General features: G+C 58.3%; 21 protein-coding genes, 1 tRNA gene and 1 pseudogene. 14 read left to right on the top strand and 9 right to left on the bottom strand.

Annotated elements, in window-relative coordinates:
- Positions 1-42: 42 nt before the first annotated feature.
- The 5 genes from G5C33_RS07485 to G5C33_RS07465 all read right to left on the bottom strand — a co-directional run bounded on the left by G5C33_RS07485 (position 43) and on the right by G5C33_RS07465 (position 7,410).
- Positions 43-3,252: a type I restriction endonuclease subunit R gene (locus G5C33_RS07485; RefSeq protein ID WP_165326645.1), complete on the bottom strand. Its 3,210-nt coding sequence runs from the start codon at positions 3,250-3,252 to the stop codon at positions 43-45.
- Positions 3,252-4,232, bottom strand: coding sequence for a DUF4268 domain-containing protein (locus tag G5C33_RS07480; RefSeq protein ID WP_165326644.1), 981 nt, complete (start codon positions 4,230-4,232; stop codon positions 3,252-3,254). Before G5C33_RS07480 ends, G5C33_RS07485 begins: the two co-directional genes overlap by 1 nt.
- A complete protein-coding gene (locus tag G5C33_RS07475) occupies positions 4,229-5,524 on the bottom strand; it encodes a restriction endonuclease subunit S (protein ID WP_165326643.1) in 1,296 nt (431 codons plus the stop codon). Before G5C33_RS07475 ends, G5C33_RS07480 begins: the two co-directional genes overlap by 4 nt.
- Entirely contained in the window at positions 5,517-7,070 is a 1,554-nt protein-coding gene (locus G5C33_RS07470) for a class I SAM-dependent DNA methyltransferase (RefSeq protein WP_165326642.1), read from the bottom strand. Before G5C33_RS07470 ends, G5C33_RS07475 begins: the two co-directional genes overlap by 8 nt.
- Positions 7,071-7,131: 61 nt before the next feature.
- Complete coding sequence (locus G5C33_RS07465) at positions 7,132-7,410, bottom strand: hypothetical protein (RefSeq protein ID WP_165326641.1); 279 nt, start codon at positions 7,408-7,410, stop codon at positions 7,132-7,134.
- A gap of 83 nt (positions 7,411-7,493) precedes the next feature.
- Here G5C33_RS07465 and G5C33_RS07460 point away from each other — a divergent pair, with 83 nt between their 5' ends.
- The 5 genes from G5C33_RS07460 to G5C33_RS07440 all read left to right on the top strand — a co-directional run bounded on the left by G5C33_RS07460 (position 7,494) and on the right by G5C33_RS07440 (position 10,184).
- Positions 7,494-7,832, top strand: coding sequence for a hypothetical protein (locus G5C33_RS07460; RefSeq protein ID WP_165326640.1), 339 nt, complete (start codon positions 7,494-7,496; stop codon positions 7,830-7,832).
- A 118-nt stretch (positions 7,833-7,950) separates the two neighbouring features.
- Positions 7,951-8,598 (top strand): uracil phosphoribosyltransferase, encoded by a 648-nt coding sequence (gene upp, locus G5C33_RS07455; protein WP_165326639.1) that lies wholly within the window; start codon positions 7,951-7,953, stop codon positions 8,596-8,598.
- Positions 8,598-9,332, top strand: coding sequence for a hypothetical protein (locus G5C33_RS07450; protein WP_165326638.1), 735 nt, complete (start codon positions 8,598-8,600; stop codon positions 9,330-9,332). The genes upp and G5C33_RS07450 overlap by 1 nt, the downstream gene beginning before the upstream one ends.
- A gap of 125 nt (positions 9,333-9,457) precedes the next feature.
- Positions 9,458-9,595, top strand: a complete 138-nt coding sequence (locus G5C33_RS07445; RefSeq protein ID WP_165326637.1) for a hypothetical protein — start codon at positions 9,458-9,460, stop codon at positions 9,593-9,595.
- Between the two features lie 253 nt (positions 9,596-9,848).
- Positions 9,849-10,184, top strand: coding sequence for a hypothetical protein (locus G5C33_RS07440; RefSeq protein ID WP_165326636.1), 336 nt, complete (start codon positions 9,849-9,851; stop codon positions 10,182-10,184).
- A gap of 127 nt (positions 10,185-10,311) precedes the next feature.
- Here G5C33_RS07440 and G5C33_RS07435 read toward each other — a convergent pair whose 3' ends face one another.
- Positions 10,312-10,575 (bottom strand): helix-turn-helix domain-containing protein, encoded by a 264-nt coding sequence (locus tag G5C33_RS07435; protein WP_165326635.1) that lies wholly within the window; start codon positions 10,573-10,575, stop codon positions 10,312-10,314.
- 153 nt (positions 10,576-10,728) lie between these two features.
- On the opposite strand from G5C33_RS07435, the gene G5C33_RS07430 reads away from it, so the two are divergent.
- The 7 genes from G5C33_RS07430 to G5C33_RS07400 all read left to right on the top strand — a co-directional run bounded on the left by G5C33_RS07430 (position 10,729) and on the right by G5C33_RS07400 (position 14,798).
- Positions 10,729-10,881, top strand: coding sequence for a hypothetical protein (locus tag G5C33_RS07430; protein WP_165326634.1), 153 nt, complete (start codon positions 10,729-10,731; stop codon positions 10,879-10,881).
- 66 nt (positions 10,882-10,947) lie between these two features.
- On the top strand, positions 10,948-11,439 hold the full coding sequence (locus tag G5C33_RS07425; RefSeq protein WP_165326633.1) for a hypothetical protein: 492 nt from the start codon (positions 10,948-10,950) through the stop codon (positions 11,437-11,439).
- Positions 11,430-11,750: a hypothetical protein gene (locus tag G5C33_RS07420; RefSeq protein ID WP_165326632.1), complete on the top strand. Its 321-nt coding sequence runs from the start codon at positions 11,430-11,432 to the stop codon at positions 11,748-11,750. The genes G5C33_RS07425 and G5C33_RS07420 overlap by 10 nt, the downstream gene beginning before the upstream one ends.
- A gap of 25 nt (positions 11,751-11,775) precedes the next feature.
- Entirely contained in the window at positions 11,776-12,090 is a 315-nt protein-coding gene (locus tag G5C33_RS07415; protein ID WP_165326631.1) for a hypothetical protein, read from the top strand.
- Positions 12,091-12,102: 12 nt separating this feature from the next.
- Entirely contained in the window at positions 12,103-12,465 is a 363-nt protein-coding gene (locus G5C33_RS07410; protein ID WP_165326630.1) for an RNA methyltransferase, read from the top strand.
- Positions 12,466-12,681: 216 nt separating this feature from the next.
- A complete protein-coding gene (locus G5C33_RS07405) occupies positions 12,682-13,647 on the top strand; it encodes a hypothetical protein (protein WP_165326629.1) in 966 nt (321 codons plus the stop codon).
- A 14-nt stretch (positions 13,648-13,661) separates the two neighbouring features.
- Complete coding sequence (locus G5C33_RS07400; protein ID WP_165326628.1) at positions 13,662-14,798, top strand: hypothetical protein; 1,137 nt, start codon at positions 13,662-13,664, stop codon at positions 14,796-14,798.
- On the opposite strand, the gene G5C33_RS07395 is transcribed toward G5C33_RS07400, so the two are convergent.
- The gene (locus G5C33_RS07395; protein WP_165326627.1) at positions 14,776-15,561 is read right to left on the bottom strand and encodes a hypothetical protein; all 786 of its coding nucleotides are present in this window, start codon (positions 15,559-15,561) and stop codon (positions 14,776-14,778) included. The genes G5C33_RS07400 and G5C33_RS07395 overlap by 23 nt on opposite strands.
- A gap of 156 nt (positions 15,562-15,717) precedes the next feature.
- Here G5C33_RS07395 and G5C33_RS07390 point away from each other — a divergent pair, with 156 nt between their 5' ends.
- Both G5C33_RS07390 and G5C33_RS19540 read left to right on the top strand, forming a co-directional pair.
- Positions 15,718-15,927 (top strand): hypothetical protein, encoded by a 210-nt coding sequence (locus tag G5C33_RS07390; protein ID WP_165326626.1) that lies wholly within the window; start codon positions 15,718-15,720, stop codon positions 15,925-15,927.
- Positions 15,924-16,937 (top strand): annotated as a pseudogene (locus G5C33_RS19540) (recombinase family protein); the annotation flags it as partial. The gene G5C33_RS07390 and the pseudogene G5C33_RS19540, both read left to right, overlap by 4 nt.
- A gap of 648 nt (positions 16,938-17,585) precedes the next feature.
- Here G5C33_RS19540 and G5C33_RS07375 read toward each other — a convergent pair.
- Positions 17,586-17,660, bottom strand: a tRNA-Gln gene (locus G5C33_RS07375).
- 108 nt (positions 17,661-17,768) lie between these two features.
- Entirely contained in the window at positions 17,769-18,863 is a 1,095-nt protein-coding gene (locus G5C33_RS07370; protein ID WP_165326625.1) for a branched-chain amino acid aminotransferase, read from the bottom strand.
- Positions 18,864-18,866: the final 3 nt, after the last annotated feature.

Below are 18,866 nucleotides of genomic sequence, written 5' to 3'. Positions count from 1 at the left end.
TATCCAGCTGGTTTAACGAGCAGACCCGCTCAAGCGTAATGGCTACCACGCAGCGGCAAGTAGTTCAGCTTGCTCGATAACGGTCTGGACAGCAGCATCCTGCAGGTCTGGCGGGTAGCCATATTTCCGCAGGATGCGTTTCACCAGAACGCGCATTCTCGCACGTGCAGTTTCCCGATGCGCCCAGTCCACACTCGCGTTGGCTTTCAAACTCTTCACCAACTCGGCCGCGATCACCTTCAGGCTGTCGTTGCCCATCACATCGACCGCGCTCTCATTGTCGGCAAGCGCCTCGTAAAACGCGATTTCTTCGTCTGTCAGGCCTTCCTCATCGCCTCGCGCCATCTTTTCGCGGATTTCCTTGGCGAGGTCGATCAGCGTCTGGAGCACCTCGACAGTGCTGATGGCGTTAGTGTGATAGCGGGCGATCGCGGCCGTTAGGCGTTCCGAATATTTTCTGCTTTCGACAGCATGCGATTGCGACCGTGATCGTATCTTGTCGGTCAGCAGCTTTTTCAGAGCTTCCAACGCCAAATTCGGACGCTCACTGTCGCGCATCTCGGCGAGAAACTCGTCGGACAGGATCGAGATGTCTGGCGATTCCATGCCGGCAGCCTGAAGGATGTCGACGATCTCGGTCGAGACTACCGAACGGTCGATCAATTGTTGAACCGCCAGTTCCCGGTCCTTCATCGATTTGCCCGAACCGTTGCTCTTCACCAGCGCAGCGCGAACCGTCTGGAAAAACGCAACCTCGTCACGGATCGCTTTCGCCGCATCGCTGGCCGCCGCCAGCGCGAAAGCCTTGCTGAGTGCGAGAACTGCGTCCTGAAAGCGCCGGTGTGCTGCCCGCTTCGCGTCGTCGCTGGTTTCCTTCTGCGCGGCTTCGTGCTGGCGCGCGAGAATCCATTCAAGAGCTTCGGCGAGGCATTTGAGCCGCTGGCTGGCGGTGCCGTGCATGCCGGGTTCGCAGTCAAAGCCATGAAACATGGCACTCACTATTTCGAACCGTTCGCGCATGACCCGGATCGCCAGTTTCTCGTCGATGCCTGTCTTTTCGCGATCGGACGGTGAATAGATCCCAAGCGCCGCCTTCAGATTCTGGGCGATGCCGATATAGTCGACGACAAGGCCCGCTTCCTTGTCGCGGAATACGCGGTTTACGCGAGCGATCGCCTGCATGAGGCCGTGCCCGCGCATTGGCTTGTCGATATACATTGTGTGCATCGACGGCGCGTCGAAGCCCGTCAGCCACATATCGCGTACGATCACCAGCTTCAGCGGATCATCCGGGTTCTTGGCGCGCTTCGCCAGCGCATCGCGCCGCGCCTTGCCGCCGATATGAGGCTGCCATTCCTGTGGATCGGAGGCGCTCCCGGTCATCACCACCTTGACCGCGCCCTGTGACACATCGTCGGAATGCCATTCCGGGCGGAGCGCAACGATCTCATTGTAGAGTGCAACGCAAATGCGGCGGCTCATGCACACGGCCATCGCTTTGCCGTCGAGTGCTTCGAGCCGCCGTTCGAGATGCTCCACCAGATCGGCCGCGACAAGCTGCAGCCGCGCCTTTGCCCCCACCAGCCGCTCGACCGCAGCCCAGCGCGCCTTCAGCTTTTCCTGGTCCGACGCCGCCTCGTCCTCGGTCAGCTCCTCGACCTCGGCGTCGATCAGCGGCACCTGATCTTCCGGCAGCTCGATCCGCGCGAGCCGGCTTTCGTAATAGATCGGCACCGTCGCGCCGTCCTCGACAGCGCGGCTGATGTCGTAGATGTCGACATAGTCGCCGAAAACGGCGGGCGTGTTCACATCATCCTTCTCGATCGGCGTTCCGGTGAAGCCGATGAACGAGGCATTAGGCAGCGCATCGCGAAGATATTTCGCGTGTCCATAAGCCCGTTTACCGGTCTTCGGATCGATGCGCGCGCGAAAGCCATATTGCGATCGGTGCGCCTCGTCCACCATAACGACCACGTTCTGCCGCTCGCTGACGGGTGCAAGGACGTCGTCCCCTTCCGCCGCGGCAAATTTCTGGATCGTCGTGAAGATTACCCCGCCCGATGCGCGATCGAGCTGTGATCGCAGATCATCGCGGCTGTCGGCCTGGACCGGCTTCTGGCGGATCAGATCGCTGCACATCGAGAATGTGGCGAACAGCTGGTCATCCAGGTCGTTGCGATCGGTGATGACTACGATGGTGGGATTCTCGAGCGCGGGATCGCGGACAAGCAGGCCGGCATAAAATGCCATCAACAGGCTCTTGCCCGAACCCTGGGTATGCCAGATCACGCCGATGCGTTTGTCACCCGACGGCTGCTGCGTCTGGCTCGGCAAGCCATAGTTGAGCGGGCTTTCGCGAAGCGACCCGCGTTCGACCGGCGCATAGGGCAATGCACGCAGTGTAGCCGACAGGGCATGCTGGGCAGCGAAGAACTGGTGATAGGCCGCAACGATCTTGACGATCCCGCTGCCGGTATCGCCGAAGACGGTGAAGTCGCGCAGCAGGCGGAGCAGGTTGCCGCGATCGAACACGCCCTTCAGCAGCGTTTCGAGCTGCGGGTCGCTGGTCGGTGCGATGTTCTCGCCATCCTCCGAACGCCACGGCATCAACCGTTCAGCCTCGGCCGTCAGCGATCCGACGCGCGCCTTGATGCCGTCCGAAGTGACAAGCAGCGCGTTGGTGCGAAACAGCGAAGGGATTTGCGCCTTGTAGGTCTGAAGCTGGTTGAAAGCACCCGAGAGCGTCGCGTTCTCATCGCCGGGATTCTTCAGCTCGATCACCCCGAGCGGCAGGCCGTTGACGAACAGAACCACATCCGGTCGGCGGTTATGGCCATGCTCGATCACCGTGAACTGGTTGACCGCAAGCCAGTCATTCTGGTCGAAGCCGCCGCTTCCGTCGAAGTCGATCAGGCGGACACGGTCGCCGCGCACGCTGCCATCGTCGTAAAATTCGACCGGCACGCCTTCCACGAGATAGCGGTGCAGTCGTCGGTTCTCTTCAACCAGCGAGGGCGTCTCGCTCGCCATCAGGCGCCGTATCGCCTCTTCGCGCGGATCGAGAGGAATAGCCGGATTGAGCCGTGCGACTGCATCGCGCAATCGATCGATCAGGACCACGTCCTGATAGGCCGCGCGGATCGGCTGCGCCCCATCCGGCGATACGTCGGCCCCGAGTGCGACAGTCCATCCCAGCGCATCGAGCCATTCGAGCGCGGCTTCCTCGACATGGTTCTCGATGAACCGGCTCATCAGCGCGCCGCCTCGATTTCATCCAGATCGAGTGCCGCGATACGGTGGCGAAACGCCTTGTTCATGCGCACCAGCTTGTCGGCCAGCCAGGCATGTTGTTCCGGCCACTCGCTCTCCCTGGTAAAATCGGTGTTTTCGCGCGCGATCTCTATGCGCGTGCCGATCCGCCCCGGCAGCTCCTGCCAGTCGAACGTCAGTCCTGCGTCCGCTTCGATCGCGTCGCGATCCGCCCTCAGCAGTTCAAGGTAATCATTGGCGCGGACATGGCTGATGAACAGCTCGCATCCGATGACATGCGCTTGCGAATTGACCTTGGTGCATAGTTTGAATTTCGACCGGCCGATGCTGAAATTATGCCAGTGCTGGGGTCGCGCGGTGCGCGTGCGCAGCGGCACGCCCTGTTCTTCGAGAAGCTGGTTCAGCCCCTGCCAGTAGCGCTGTTGCTGCAGCTTGGTCTCGCTCAACACTTCGGAATCGATCTGGCTGGCGGCACGCTCGACCGATCGGGTCCAGTCGTTCGGCTTGGAAATCACGTTGAAGCGCGGCGCGGGCATCGAATCCGCGATGCGCCACAATTCCACCTCCAGCCCGAAAAAGCGGAAGCGGCTGTTGGTAATCTCGTTGAGCCAGTCGAGCGCGGCGCGATGTTCCTCGGTGAATTTGGCTGCGACCCAGACGATCGTCACCGTCTGCAAGCCCGCAGCATAGGTGAGCAGCTGGCCAAGGTGATTGTGATCGGTGCGCTCGAGCTGGTTTTCGATCAGCACCCAGCTGTCATTGTCGCTGTCCTTGCACAGAATGTCGGCGCGGAACGGCCCGACATATTTCTCCTGCGCTTCCAGCTCCAGCTCGATGCCGATCGTCTCACCAAGGATCGACAGATTTTCGGCCTTGGCGAGCCAGGGCGTGAAATCGGACGATTCCGACAGCCAGATGGTGCGCAGATCGACCTTGTGCAGCGTGCCGAGCGCGGGCGTCATGCAACCTTCTCCACTTCGCGTTCCACCGCGCCGACGCGGATTTCGCCGGACATCAGTTTTGGCAGCAGCAGGTCGCGGGTTTGGGCGAGGGTTTGGTTCTCCTCGATATTCGAAAGAATACGATCGAGCATCGGCCCACAGATGGCTTGAAACCAATCCGCGACTGAATCGCCCGGCTTTACCATCGGATACGTCTTCATGATCTTCCAGCTGGTCCTCGGCATTTTTGTGCCTGTCGACGATAGGTCAGTGAATGCGACGAACTCGTCGGTTGAGACGCAAGCGAGCACCAAGGCTTCGAAACGTTCCTTCTTCGGCGCCAGAACCACGATGTCGGTCGAGCAGATACCATCAACCGGGGCGATTCCTACCTTGTGGAAATATGGTCGCAATTTGCCAAACAGTATCTCGCGGCGGCGGAACCAAGATTTTGCGCTGCTTACTTTCTCGGCCCCCTCCCATTCGCTGAGCGCGATCGACCGACGTGGCATATGCTCAAGGCCAATGTAGGGGGTTCCTTCGTCCACCTCCTCCAGATCGGCTTTGCGGTTCTGGCAGATCGCAAAGTCATTGAGCGTAGCAACTTTCCACCCCTCCGGTACGCCGTCATCGTCGAGGCGATCAGGGAAGAGCGACCAGAGGTCGGGCGCGAGATAGGGGGCCCCTCCTGCATCTGGGCCGGCCATCCTGGCCTTCACCGGGCCGAAGTCGACGAACCAGTCGCGGAACAGCGCCCGCGCCTGTGCCTCCAGCGTCTCGTTCATCCGCCGGTTCAGCTCGATCTTTTTCTGGATTGGTCCTACCGAAGCGACGATCAATCGCTGCTCAAGCTTGGACGGCAGCCCGACCACCATTTGCTTGAAGTCGCCCAGAGTGACGTGCCCTAAGCCAGTCGTCTGCTTATTACGCGCTATCTCGGCAAAACGCGGCCTCAGGGAGCGAAGAAGGAAGAAAAGGAATTCTTCCTCTACGCCTTCGGCGGGATATACCTTGTATATGTGCTGGTTGAGCCAGCCTTGCCGCCCCTCCCAACGGAAAACATCAATCGATGTGTCAGGATTCCCTGACCACGAAAAGAGCATATCACCATCGCAGACCATCACGTCCCGGTCGTATTCAGCTTGGGTGAATTTCGTCTGATCGGTGATACCTGCCTTCAGCTCTGCGATTTTAATTACCGGTCGACCTTCAGCAGAGAAGTTTATGTTTTTGAAGGCGAGGCCATTTTTCCACCGCGCCAGGTCGTAAAGCGTCGTCTTTGCCCAGTGATCCGCTCCCACGAAATCATACATTCGCGATCACCTCTGAAATATTCTGCCGAATTACCGCAGCCAGTTGTTCGGCCTCCTCGAACTGCTCCTCCAGCGTCGCCTGCAACGCCGCGAACCGCTCGACGAACGGCACACCATCGTCCTCGGCCTCTTCCGCACCGACATAGCGCCCCGGCGTCAGCACATAGCCGTGCTTCGCCACCTCCTCATGGCTCGCCGCACAGGCAAAACCGGGCACGTCCTCATATCCCTTGCCCTCGCGCCAGGCGTGATAGGTGTCGGTGATCCGCGCGATGTCCTCGTCCGAAAATTCGCGCCGGGTGCGGTCGACCATGTGGCCCAGCTTGCGCGCGTCGATGAACAGGATCTCGCCGCGCCGGTCGCGCAGTTTGGCGTCGCCGACCAGTCCGTTCGACTTGTCCCTGGCAAGGAACCACAGGCAGACCGGGATCTGCGTCGAATAGAAGAGCTGGCCCGGCATGGCGATCATGCAATCGATCACGTCGCCTTCGACCATCGCCTGCCGGATTTCGCCTTCGCCGCTCTGCGTCGACGACATCGACCCGTTGGCGAGCACCACGCCCGCAGTTCCCGCAGGCGCCAGATGGTGCAGGATATGCTGCAGCCAGGCGAAGTTGGCGTTGCCCGCGGGCGGTGTGCCATATTTCCAGCGCGCATCCTCGCGCAGCCGGCTGCCGCCCCAATCCGACACGTTGAACGGCGGGTTGGCAAGCACATAGTCGGCGCGCAGGTCGGGCAGCTCGTCGCGGTGGAAGCTGCCGTCGCTGTTCCAGCGGATATCGGCGTCGATGCCGCGTACCGCGAGGTTCATCATGCACAGCCGCCACGTCGTGTGGTTCGATTCCTGGCCATAGACAGCGATGTCGCCGATGCGCCCGCCGTGGTTTTCGACGAACTTTTCGGATTGCACGAACATGCCGCCCGATCCGCAGCACGGATCGTAAACGCGGCCGTCATGCGGCTGCAGCATCTCGACCATCGTGCGCACCACCGATCGCGGCGTGTAGAATTCGCCGCCGCGCTTGCCCTCGGCGCCGGCGAACTGGCCAAGGAAATATTCATAGACGCGGCCGAGCACGTCGCGGCTCTGCCCCTCGTCCGACTTGAATCCGATCCCGGAGATAAGGTCGATCAGCTCACCCAGCATTACAGGGTTCAGCGCGGGACGGGCATATTCCTTGGGCAGTACGCCCTTGAGCGAGGGGTTCACCTTCTCGATCTCGAGCATGGCTTCGTCGATCAGCTTGCCGATGCCAGGCTGCTTGGCGCTTGCCTGAAGGTGCGCCCAGCGCGCTGGCTTGGGCACCCAGAAGATGTTGTCGGCGCGGTATTCGTCCTCATCCTCGACGCCTTCCGGGTAGTCGCGCTCCAGCTCGGCGCGCTTGGCCATGAAACCATCGGAAATATGCTTGAGGAAGATCAGGCCGAGGACGACATGCTTGTAATCCGACGGCTCCATATTGGCGCGGATCTTGTCCGCCGCCTTGAACAGTTCCGCCTCGAACCCGAGGTCTCCGCCTTTGGAACTGCCTGCCTTCTTTGCCATTCTTACCCCTCGACCATGCGATAGCGACCGCAATAGCAAGGCAAAAAGGGTCTCGCTATCTCTAACACGGCAAATCCGGGCGTTGCTCTCCGGGCTGATCGCCGAATACAGAACAAGTCTCATGCAACCGGCCATCACTATATTGATTTTCGGCAAGTAAATTGATCACCGGGCAAAGATGGAACGGGAAGATTTGCATGAACGCCGCAGCCGATCCGCAGATTCGCAGGCTGTTCGACCAAAGTCGGCGCAGGCGGGTTGAGACCGGCACGCGCAACAGGCTCGGGCACGTCAACAGGCTTTCGTCTTCGACCGCGCGGGCATCAGGCACCGGCTCCATCGACTGATGGAGGGCAATTGACGCGACTGCGATGGTCGAATCCGGCCGGATCGACGGAGAAACTGAGGTTTCCCGTCCCCTGGATGAGATTCGAACTCAGGGGCAATCCTCGCTCCGCCATCGGTAAGATGTTCACGCTGGATGATCGCAACCCGCGCTTTGAGGCCGATATGATCGATCACACGCGCAAGGCCAATCTCACCTTCCGCAAAGCGGCGCCGGAGCAGAGTAATGGGAAATCACGAGCCGGTGACAGCCGCACCATCCGTGATAAGGACAACACCGCCCCAAAACCCAAACCGCCATTCCATCTCGATCATCCGAGGTTGGCACCATTAGGCGCAACAGGAATCCGGCGCGCCCACACGGAGCTTGTCCGCGAACCGAGTTGCAAATCGCCTGGTCGCCCCATTGAGCGCTGACATAGGCGTGGTATCACATGGCCAACAGCCGCGATTGAGCTCATTGAAAACCGTTTATGGATTATAGCTAGTCATGGGAAAAACGCCTACACGATCAACGCCCGAGGGGTTGATCTATGTGGATCACATTCTCGCGCAACACAAATTGACCCTTTTGCGTGACCAGCGCCTTAGCTCAGCCGTTTACCGCCAGTTGATGACCGAGATCGGATACATCCTCTGCAACTATGTAACCTCGGACATCGAGCTCATTAAGGGGGAATATGAGTTTGATGCGGCATCAGGATTGAAAGGGCCGTATGTTGATCAAAAGTCGATTGTTATTGTTCCAATCCTACGAGCGGGGTTGGGCCTTGCCAACGCTTTTCAAAGCCTAATTCCAAATTGCATGTCAGGACACATCGGATTGGTTCGCGACCATGAAAAAAACCGCGTGAATATTTATATGCATTCGATCCCTGTTGGCGAGAATCTTCATTACATTATCTTAGATCCTGTCGTTCACTCTACTCAAAGTATACAAGCGGCGTGTCGTATTATTGAAGAGAGATTTTTACATGAAGGAATGCGCCTATCTTTTGAAAAGATCAGAGTGGCATCTGTCATTTGCCATGAGCAAGGAGTAGCCAACTTCTTTAAGATGGACCATTTCAAGGGTGTTAAAATATTTACTGTTGGAGCGGATACTGAGGAAGATAAAGAAAACCCTAATTTCCTGTATCCCGGAATCGGAGATGCAGGCGATAGAATATTCGGATTATCGTAATGTCTATTCAGAAAAGTGTCTCATCTAATATAAGAGCCTACTACACAGACAGCAGTAATACCATTAAAGGCTTGAGATACGTTCCGACTCCTACAAGAAATACTGGACATAAAAACCGTTCTTCTGGTATATTAACGACCAGAGGGGCCTCGCGTGTGCGCGAGGATAAAAAGTCGCGATTTGAATGTTCGCCGGAGAGAATAAGAGATACCCTTGAAGAGCGCGGTCTTCCAAGGAGCGTATCCATTGAATTGGCGCGCAGCTTTGCGTTGGCAGTTAATAGTGCGCAATCGGCGGCCGATTTAGAAAACGCAGCTGCTGATGCGCTAGCCTCTAGCTATCAGGCCGGCCTTCCCAAAGTTGTTGCGCCCGCTACCGTCGAGGATCAAGCGCTCGCCGAACTGCCGCCTGTTCCGACGGAAAAATATGTCGGCAACCGGGGCGGTAGCCCGAATGGTGAAAACATCGAGCAATTTATGCGCCGCGTTTGGAAGGACTGGTTTCCAGCACCTGCTGGCAACGCGCCCAAGCCGCTTTTAACGCGTAAGGACCTTCGCGACGCAGACCCGAAAGCGGCTCAAGCAATTTCGAATTGGGAACGCAAACTACCTTGGCCAGACGAGCTCCCCGTGCTCACAAAAAAACAGCTTGTTGACGAGGAGTTAGAAGGTGCTGGTGATATGCGAAAAGCGAGACGCCTTAGCCAAGCGGCGTACCGCAGAAAAGCCATGTAGAATATTTCGTTTACGTTTTTTGTTTACATTCCCTGCGATATAGCATAGGCCCTTCTCAGCCGCTGATGGAGTCGGCTGCCAAGCCTGAGCTTGGTCCACTTAAGTCGCCTGAGGAGGGCACTGAAATGTCCAATGCTTACAACAACGGCCGCCGTGACGGCCAGGTCACGACTTATGCTCCCACGACCGACGTGCTGAAGGGTCGTGGCTACAGCGACACGCAGGTGAGCGAATACCAGCGCGGATATAACAGCAGCAAATAGCTCCACATTTTCCTTAGCCGCTCCGGTGCATAGCCCCGGAGCGGCACATGGGAGGGCAGTTATGCTCTATCATGTTGGTACCAAATGCCCTGTTTGCGGCAATAATGAGCAGAGACGTTCTTCAAAGCAGGACGTTCATTACCCTACTCTGCCAAGGCACTCCGCTGACGTAGTCTGCATGTATTGCGGTGTTTCAGGGTTCACGCGCTTAGAACTTCGGTAGAACTACATTTCCTCTAGCGTGTTAGGGAGAATGAAGATGCTTTCATTTCGGAAGTTGACGATTCTTGTCCTGAGCTTGGGTGGAATTGCTTTAAGCTCGCCCGCTTACGCTCAGGTTCAGGTTACATTTCGAAACAAGTCTGAATGCGAGTCCAAGGCGGAATATGCTGCACACGCGGTATTTCTGCGAAAGAAACTGCGGCTCGATCAGCGCTATCGCGGCAATACGTCGCTCGCTACCTACAAGGCCGGCCTTCGCAATCTTCAGCAGGCCGAGGCCCGTGATCGCAGTCAAATCGCTCGCCAGTGCCGCGGCTATTTTCTGATGCCCAACCGGCCGCCATGGGTATACCGATGGGCCGAATAAGCCCGGGGGATGCAACGGGGGCGTGCAACAGCCCCCTTGCCGGAGGCGCGTTAGCGCCGGAGTACAAGATGTGCGGTACTACCGCACACATCTTGCGATCAGCTTTAGCTGTCGTGGTGCCCTGAAGCTACTGGTTCGACTCTGAACCGTTTTGTGTTGCCATGGGTGCCGCATACCCGGCGAACATTGCCGCAGGCGCAACGCGCAATGCGTCTGCGATATCAAGAATGGTAAGCACCGATACGGCCCGCTCGCCGCGTTCAACCATGCTGATGAAGTTGCGGCTCAGTCCAGCCAGATCGGCCAGCTCATTCTGACTTAAGTGCCGTTCTTTACGTAGGCGGCGGATTTCTCGGCCAAGGGTCAGAAGGCTTTTACGGTCGTGCTTCACGCAAGATGCGTGGCACGCGCCAGCCTTCTTGAATGCAAACTAGCAGTTGGAATTTTTTCTGCCAAAAGGCGTTTTGTTCAGGTAAATGACAACTAAGGGTTATCATTTTATGAGCGCGGCTCACAGGGAGCTGCCCAGCACAGGAGAATGATCATGGGACATGAATCCAACCCCGCCGGTGTGAGCGGCGCGAACAATCCGGGCCGGTCGGCGGACTGGTTCAAACAGCGCGGCGCGAGCGACAGCCAAGCGGCGGAAGCCGCAGCCGCTGCCAAGCGTGCGCAATCGGGCGGCAGCCGGAGCTGACGCTGACCATCCTTGAGGGCGTGTGCCGCGTGGTGCGCGCCCTTCTTTTTGAGCGGGGGACATCACGTGCGCGGGACAATCTTAGGATACGACGCCGCCTCCAATGAAGGCGTCATTACGGACAGCGAGGGCAAGCGGGTTTCGTTTGCGCGAAGCGAGTGGAAAAGCACCGGCGATCCGATGGCGGGGCGTCCGGTCGATTTCGATATGGCGGACGATAAGGCCGTTTGCGTTTATGCCCTGCCGGGCGCCGCCGATAAGTTATCGCTTAACGGGCAGGACCCGGCCCGCCAAGCCACGCTGTTTGGCATTATCGCGCTGGTCTGCGCGGTCCTTACCTTCTTTCTCGGGCCGCTCGGTATCGTCACCGTGATTGTGGCGATCGTATTCGGGACCAAGGGTAAGAATGTCGGGCGGGGTCTGGCGGATAAGACCGGCTATCAGCTGAGTGTCGTGGCGCTTGTTCTCGCCGCTATCGCACTACTCATCATCATTCTGGCACTGAGCGCCTGCGCCAGCATTGTGGGCCTGACGAAAGGATTTGGCGCATGGCTATGAGCGATAGACCAGTCTGCATCGCGCTCATTGCCGCTCTCGCTCTGCTGGCAAGTGGCTGCGGCGATGCAAAAACCCGAGAGTTTGAAGCTTTGTGCCGCGAAAGCGGCCAAACGGTCAAAGCCTGTTCATGCCGGGGCGAGATGTTCGCCAAGCTCTCGGACAAATCGCAAGAGGCGGTGCTCGAATTCACCGACCGGATGGTCAACTACCCCGGCTCGCTGACGGTTGCCTACACCAAAAAGCTCGAAAGCCAGTTCTCACCCGATGACGCCCGGCTGTTCGCGCAGGCTGGCCTGACCTGTGGCGGCTAGACCGCCGTACAAAAGGAGGTTGTTTATGAAGCGTTCTTATTTGACGATAGCAGCGCTGTCCGGCCTTGCCGCCTGTTCCAGTGCCGCGAGCGAAGAACATAGCGCGTTTGTGCGCTATTGTATTCAAAGCGGCGCCTATAAGGAAGTGTGCAGTTGTTACGCCGACAACATGCAGCAAGATGTCAGTGCGCAAGGACGTGCGGCATTTCTGAAACTGCTGGAAGAAGGTGCTGACATCACCGAACGGCGCGTGGTCGAGCCCGAAGTCAGCCCGGCGGATTATGAAGCAATCCGCCATGCTGGTGTCCCCTGTGCGCAAGCCGCTCAAACCCAGCAATAAGGAGGCTGTCTCATGCGACCAAGCATCCTGTGGACTGCACCGGTCTGGTTTATCTTGGCGTCCTGCGGTTCCGGGGGGAGCGCCATGACCGGTGCGTTATCCGCCGATGATTTTTATGCCTCCTGTACCGCACTTAAACGTTCGGAGGCCCTTTGCACCTGCCAAAGGGACTCGCTCACCAAGCTGTCGCCTGACGCACGCACGACTATGATCGAATACACGCACCGTATGGCGAACAATCCCGAGAGCATCGATAAAGCTTACATGGAAGCCCTGCGCACACGTTTGCCGTGGGATGAAATGAGCAAATTTTCGACCACGGAACACGGCATGGATTGCGAGGAAGATATCAATATGAATGCGCCGAACTTTTAGGCGCGAATGGAGGGGCGTTATATGCGCCCCTCATCCTTGTTCTCGGCGGGCGGGCACAGGATGATGTGTCCGTCCGTCGAGACGGTTTTAAACTGGAGCATGGTGCCTTTCCGTTCTTGAGCTGCTCCCCTCATCGACTGAAGGAAAATCGGCCCTCGTAGTAGATGAACAAATTTTTGTGCATGTAACTCAGGGTTGGCGATATGATCTCCTGACATGTCGGGAAAAGATCGATCGGGAAAGCATCACTGGTGGCCAGTCGCGCTGCAAAGCTATTGGGCGGACAGGAAGGGAGACGTTTCTTGGATCGAGCCGAATGGCAAGATCGACAAGAAGCGTTTCAAAAATAGAAAAATCGGTATCAAACGCCACGGCCATACGATGCACAGGGGCAGCGGCTATTGGGAAACCAATTTTGAAAGCGATTTCGGCATTGATACGAAAATCCACTCGATCATAGCCGCGCTACGAGATTGTAGGCCTCTAGGACGCACCCCGGCCGAAGTCCTTTCTTTGCTGAAGCTGGCATTCAGAAAAGACCGCTCATTGCGCGATCTCAGTAAATTTCATCATATCGACGAACGAACCCATCGTGATCTGCTTCTACTGATCTACTCGCTGTTGATCTGTAGCCCGAGTAACAGGTCAAAATGGGAGCGCTTTCCTCTGAAAGCGGGATTGCCTGTTAGCGAAAATGTTGGGAAAGCAAACATGTACCAACAATATCGCCATGCCAGAAAGCTGTGTGAAAACGGCTACATATCGCTTCACGCTTTTGTGCTGCTGCGCGCACCGCCTTGGAAACATTTCATCTGCGGAGACGGTTATCTCGACTGGCTCACGGGGAGCCTTACCGCAATGAGGATCAATGGCCGAGCGTTGCTTCCACTCACGCCCGACCTCTGCATCTATTTTTGTACATTGAACTCTAAGCTAGAATCCGCTCCGAACTGCGCCGCGCTGACCGCTGCACCTTGGATGGTCGATTGGGTTAACGATATCACTCAGATTTATTCGCGGGACCGACTGTTCTTTCGCGGCAATCCACCGAAACTTACAAACCCATTCCGTCAGCGAGAGTTTTACGAATATGCAGAACCCACGGATAAGCTGCTGGAAATGCTGGACGAAGTGGCCGGAAAAAGGAAGCATAGCGGACTGATTTCAATTGGGCTGTGGTAGGCGGTGAATACCGTGTGCATCAACTGACGGCCGCAACTATGAGCACGTTTAGGCACTATGCAGAGAACAAGCTCGGTGCGCAGCCCTACATTCCCGATCCCGGCGATTTCGTCGATCAGCCGTTCATAACCGCCTTAGCCAGCTTTGAGGCGCTGGCGGCGCGGTCGCGGGATATGACCAACGCGCAGGGTATGCGACTGCGGTTTGAATGCGGCTATGTGCGCTCGATGTCCCCGAACGCGTTTGCGGCTATCTATGACGGGGCGCATGTGATTGGCGTCAATCAAGCGCTGCTCGTCACCATCATTGAATTCGCACTTTATGTATTCACGCAGGCCGATCAGTTCCCGCAGATCGGCGATGCGGCTGGAGAGGACTCGCCGGGCCCGGCCTTTGGCGCGGCGCCGGGTATTTTGCTGCTGGATAAAACGCTGCGCGGCGAAGCTATGAATGCGCGCAAAGATGCGCACCGCGTCCCCAAAGATGCGGCCCGGCATATAGCAGCCATTTATCTGGCGATGCTGATGATCCGGTTTGTGTGGATGCACGAGCTGGCGCACTGCGCCAACGGTCATGTGCTGCTGCTAAGAGACATGAATCTCGATGCGGCGCTCAATGAAGTGCCCGGCCCGTCGATGCTGGTGGGGTTCAAGAAAGCGGCACTCGAAACCGCCCCGGACGCACGGCAACGCGTGCTGCACGCCTTGGAGCTGGACGCCGATGAATGCGCGTTGCGCACGGCGGCGCGCATTCAGCTCTGGGGCGGTGAGAATATTGAAGGCATTGCCCGGCTCGATCCGCGCACCCGCATGGCGATGTGCCTGCTGGGCGCATATCTGATGACCTGGCTGTTTGATGAATATCAGCGCTTTGCCAACACGGTGCATGACCGCACGCACCCATTCCCCAAGGACCGACTCGCTAATCTGGTGCGCTATGCCAGTACAGAGATTGGTGAAGGGATAGACGGCTATGCGGCGCTGCACGCGGCTATCTGCGCCAGTTTCAACCGTCTCGCGCTCAAAATCCCCAACATGCACCGCATTGACCCGGAAACGGCGACTTATTCGCCGGTACGCTACGATGCCGATCTGATAGCGCGGCTGGCCCCGCTGCGCTTTGTGCCCGTCACGCCCGAAACATCAGGTTGATGCGCAGCATATGCCATTCCGTTTCCGCCGCCAAAAACTGGTCAGCGATCTGATCCAGCTCCGCCGGGGCCATCGGCCTTCCAACCGGCACGATGGATACGAGCGGCGCTATCACCTCAGCCTGACCGATCAGAAACACAAATCCGTGCCGCCCGTCATGCGCCTCTTCCGATAATGGATAAGGCGTATCGCTGCCCAGCTGACGCGGGAGCATCTGCACACCCGGTAAGACCACATCCGTGAGCGCGTCCTCGCGCAAGGGCAGTGCGTACCACGCGCCGCCGACCGCCTGAAGCGCCAGCGCCATCCCGGCTATGGGGCTGTCGATCTCAAAGCCGAACGAGGCGCCAAACGGAATAACCGGGCCAGCTAGCGGCTCGCCCCTGGCAAATGACACAATGCCTAAATCCGCATCACGCAGCAGCACGGCGCGTACCCGCGCATAGCGGCCATGCTCACTCAGGAAGCGCCGCCAATGCTCTCCGGTGTGTTGTCTTTCGTCTTCATCCGCTAACGCCGCCTCTAGCGCCTTGGCGCGGGCCGGGTAGCGCTCATCCAGCCAGTTGTAGATGGCGTGGGCTTTCTTGCGGGCGATCCGCCCCGCCCGAAAATTATCCTCATAGCCGTGGCCGGGCGGGTAATCTTGGCCCAGCGTATCCCGGTACAAATCACCCCAGCTGAGGCCTTCCTCATCGAGCAAGCGCTTCACGGCCCGGTAAAGCGCCTGCCGCTGCGCTACGCTCGCCGCAAGCCAATCAATCATCCGCCAGCCGCCTCCAGCCCAACAGGTACCTGCGCTCTACCCGCGCTTTGCAGCGCATGCCGGTAGTACACGGCTCCAAGAGAGAAGCATACGGCAGTATGTAAAGTTGAAATAGATGGTCCTTATGGTTGCCATGTGATAGGATTTAATTCCTTGATGATGAACAGCACCCCACCGCAGCACAAAAACAACCCCGAAAACAAAAACACGGGAGCTTTGCCGGATGGTAAAAATGATATGCATCCCGCTATCATTCAACTTGTTCGTCATTTGGCGCGTATTTCTGCGGAAAACGACTATAAATATTTTCTGGAGACCGGAAAAGTGCCTTATACTGGCGATGAACCTGAAAGGACATCGCCATGATGAAGGTCGCCCTATACGCCCGCTATTCCTCCGATAATCAAAAAGACAGCAGCATCGAGCAACAGGTCCGCCTGCTGCGCCAGCGCGCCGATGCCGAAGGCTGGAAGATTGTCGCTGTGTACGAGGACAAGGCGCTTAGCGGGTCCAACATGATGCGCCCCGGCCTGCAAAAGCTCATGGCTGCCGCGCTCGATAAGCAGTTCGATATCGTCCTTACCGAATCCATTGACCGGCTGTCACGCGACCAAGAAGACATCGCGCATATGCATAAGCGCTTCCGCCATCGTGACATTCAGATTGTTACGCTCATCGAAGGCGAGATTAGCGAGCTGCATATTGGCCTCAAGGGCACGATGTCAGCGCTCTATCTCAAAGACCTTGCCCGCCGTACCCATCGCGGCCTGCAACAGCGCGCCATGAATGGCGAGAGCGCAGGCGGCCGGTCTTACGGTTACGATATTGAGCCGCGTTATGATGCCAAAGGCAATCGCATCAGCGGCCTGCGTACCATTAACGAAGAGCAAGCCGCCATCGTGCGCCGGATTTTCGAGGAATACACCAAGGGCAAATCGCCTCGTAAGATCGCCGTCGAACTGAATGCGGAAGGCATTCCCGCGCAAGGTGGTCGGACATGGGCTGCTAGCACGATCTATGGCAATCGCCGCCGTGGCACCGGTATTTTGAACAATGAGCTGTATATCGGGATGCAGGTCTGGGGGAAGCAAAGCTACTTCAAAGACCCCGATACGGGCCGCGAGAACGGACGGATGAATGACGAATCCACATGGGTCCGTACCGAGGTGCCGGAGCTTCGCATCATCGATCAGGAATTGTGGGACCGCGTGAAATCCATGCAAAAGGATTTGGACGCGAAGGGCAATCACACTGCACAACGGCGTCCACAAAAGCTGTTTTCGTTCCTGCTCAAGTGCGGCGATTGCGGCGGTGGCTATGCGAAGGTTTCTGCAACCCAATATGGCTGTGCCGCTGCACGGAACAAAGGCACCTGTACGAACCGGCTGACGATCAGCGAAACCAAGCTGGAAACCACGGTGCTTGGCGCATTGCGTGACCGGCTCATGGATGCCGATCTCTGCGCCGTTTTCTGCGAAGAATATACCGCGCATCTCAATCGCATTCGGATGGAACAGAATGCGGATATCTTGGCTGACCGCGCCGAACTGGAACGCGTTGAGCGCGAGGTCGCCAAGCTGGTGCAAGCCATCAAAAACGGTATCGACCCCGTTCTCATTCGTGACGAGATTAACGGCCTGCAAAAGCGTAAAACGGCTCTGGAGCATTCGCTGTCCGGCCGGAAGGAAGCGCCGGTCTATGTTCATCCGCAAATGGCGAAACGCTATCACAGCGCGGTACAGCGGCTCATCGGCACGATGAACCAGCCTGAGCATCGTGACGAAGCCGCGATGCATGTTCGTGCGCTGATTGAGAAGATTGTTCTCGCCCCGAATGAGAACAAAACCGAACTGGCAATCGACCTGCATGGAGACCTCGCCGGTATCCTGCGAGTCGCTGCCGGACAAAACCTTAACCCCTCGGTCCGGCTCAGCTTTGCTGAGCAGTCCGAAATACAGCAGGTGAAGCTCGTGAGTAGCGGCGCGTGTCAGTCAGAGCCTGACGGGGATACCCGTAGGAATCGCTGGCTGGGGCGGCAGGGATCGAACCTGCGAATGGCGGCACCAAAAGCCGCTGCCTTACCACTTGGCTACGCCCCAGCAGGCGCCGCGCCCGTCAACCGGGCGGGTGTGCGCTTATAATCGTCTCGCGCGATGATGGAAGGGGGCGAAATCGCACCCTCGCCGAATCGCCGAAACGGCCTGACCCTAGAGCCGCTCGATCCAGCCGTGCGGGTCGGGCGCCTCGCCGCGCTGAATCCCCACCAGTTGCGTGCGAAGCTGTTCGGTCAGCAGGCCGGGTCCGCGATTGCCGATGCCGAATTCGAAACCCTCGCCCTTCACCGTGCCGACCGGGGTCACCACCGCCGCAGTGCCGCAGGCAAAGGTTTCGCGCAGCCTGCCGCTTTGCGCGTCGGCGTGCCACTGGTCGAGCGTATAGGGCTCTTCGCGTACCGAGACGCCCGCGTCGCGCGCCAGCGTCAGGATCGAATCGCGCGTGATCCCGGGCAGGATCGTGCCGCCGAGCGGCGGCGTGGTCATCGACCCGTCGTCGAACACGAAGAACAGGTTCATACCGCCCAGTTCCTCGACATAGCTGCGCTGCGCGGCATCGAGAAACACCACCTGGTCGCACCCTTCGCGGATCGCCTCTGCCTGGGCGATCAGGCTGGCGGCATAGTTGCCGCCGCATTTGGCGGCGCCGGTGCCGCCCGGCGCGGCGCGGGTATAATCCTGCGAGGCCCAGACACTGATCGACGACGCACCGCCCTTGAAATAGCCGCCGGCGGGCGATGCGATCACCAGATAGAGATATTCGGATGCCGGTTTGACGCCGAGGAACACCTCGCTGGCGAACATGAAGGGCCGCAGATAGAGCGACCCGCCCTCGATCGCGGGAATCCAGTCCTTGTCGGCGCGTACCAGCTGACGAACCGATTCGAGGAACAGCCCTTCGGGCAGCTCCGCCATCGCCATGCGCCGGGCCGAATCGTTGAACCGGCGGGCATTGGCATCGGGACGAAACAGCGCCGTGCCGCCATCGGGCAGCCGATAGGCCTTCATCCCTTCGAAGATTTCCTGCGCATAGTGCAGCACCGCCGTCGCCGGATCCATCTGGATCGGGCCGTAGGGCGTGATCTTGGCGTCGTGCCAGCCGCGATCGGCGGAATATCGGACCATCGCCATATGATCGGTGAAAACCTTGCCGAAGCCGGGATTGGCGAGGATCGCCTCGCGCTCGCTTGCCGGTACCGGGCTGCCATGCGCCTCGAATGCGAATTCGAGATCAGGGGCATCGGACATGGT

Source organism: Sphingosinithalassobacter tenebrarum (assembly GCF_011057975.1).
Classification (GTDB): Bacteria; Pseudomonadota; Alphaproteobacteria; order Sphingomonadales; family Sphingomonadaceae; genus Sphingomonas; species Sphingomonas tenebrarum.
This window is presented reverse-complemented; position numbering and strand designations above follow the sequence as displayed.

Excerpts from the sequence above, each read along its gene's own strand:
- G5C33_RS07485 (WP_165326645.1), bottom strand. The coding sequence starts at position 3,252 with ATGAGCCGGTTCATCGAGAACCATGTCGAGGAAGCCGCGCTCGAATGG.
- G5C33_RS07480 (WP_165326644.1), bottom strand. The coding sequence starts at position 4,232 with ATGACGCCCGCGCTCGGCACGCTGCACAAGGTCGATCTGCGCACCATC.
- G5C33_RS07475 (WP_165326643.1), bottom strand. The coding sequence starts at position 5,524 with ATGTATGATTTCGTGGGAGCGGATCACTGGGCAAAGACGACGCTTTAC.
- G5C33_RS07470 (WP_165326642.1), bottom strand. The coding sequence starts at position 7,070 with ATGGCAAAGAAGGCAGGCAGTTCCAAAGGCGGAGACCTCGGGTTCGAG.
- G5C33_RS07465 (WP_165326641.1), bottom strand. The coding sequence starts at position 7,410 with ATGGAGCCGGTGCCTGATGCCCGCGCGGTCGAAGACGAAAGCCTGTTG.
- G5C33_RS07460 (WP_165326640.1), top strand. The coding sequence starts at position 7,494 with ATGAGATTCGAACTCAGGGGCAATCCTCGCTCCGCCATCGGTAAGATG.
- G5C33_RS07450 (WP_165326638.1), top strand. The coding sequence starts at position 8,598 with ATGTCTATTCAGAAAAGTGTCTCATCTAATATAAGAGCCTACTACACA.
- G5C33_RS07445 (WP_165326637.1), top strand. The coding sequence starts at position 9,458 with ATGTCCAATGCTTACAACAACGGCCGCCGTGACGGCCAGGTCACGACT.
- G5C33_RS07440 (WP_165326636.1), top strand. The coding sequence starts at position 9,849 with ATGAAGATGCTTTCATTTCGGAAGTTGACGATTCTTGTCCTGAGCTTG.
- G5C33_RS07430 (WP_165326634.1), top strand. The coding sequence starts at position 10,729 with ATGGGACATGAATCCAACCCCGCCGGTGTGAGCGGCGCGAACAATCCG.
- G5C33_RS07420 (WP_165326632.1), top strand. The coding sequence starts at position 11,430 with ATGGCTATGAGCGATAGACCAGTCTGCATCGCGCTCATTGCCGCTCTC.
- G5C33_RS07415 (WP_165326631.1), top strand. The coding sequence starts at position 11,776 with ATGAAGCGTTCTTATTTGACGATAGCAGCGCTGTCCGGCCTTGCCGCC.
- G5C33_RS07410 (WP_165326630.1), top strand. The coding sequence starts at position 12,103 with ATGCGACCAAGCATCCTGTGGACTGCACCGGTCTGGTTTATCTTGGCG.
- G5C33_RS07405 (WP_165326629.1), top strand. The coding sequence starts at position 12,682 with ATGTCGGGAAAAGATCGATCGGGAAAGCATCACTGGTGGCCAGTCGCG.
- G5C33_RS07395 (WP_165326627.1), bottom strand. The coding sequence starts at position 15,561 with ATGATTGATTGGCTTGCGGCGAGCGTAGCGCAGCGGCAGGCGCTTTAC.
- G5C33_RS07390 (WP_165326626.1), top strand. The coding sequence starts at position 15,718 with ATGATGAACAGCACCCCACCGCAGCACAAAAACAACCCCGAAAACAAA.
- G5C33_RS07370 (WP_165326625.1), bottom strand. The coding sequence starts at position 18,863 with ATGTCCGATGCCCCTGATCTCGAATTCGCATTCGAGGCGCATGGCAGC.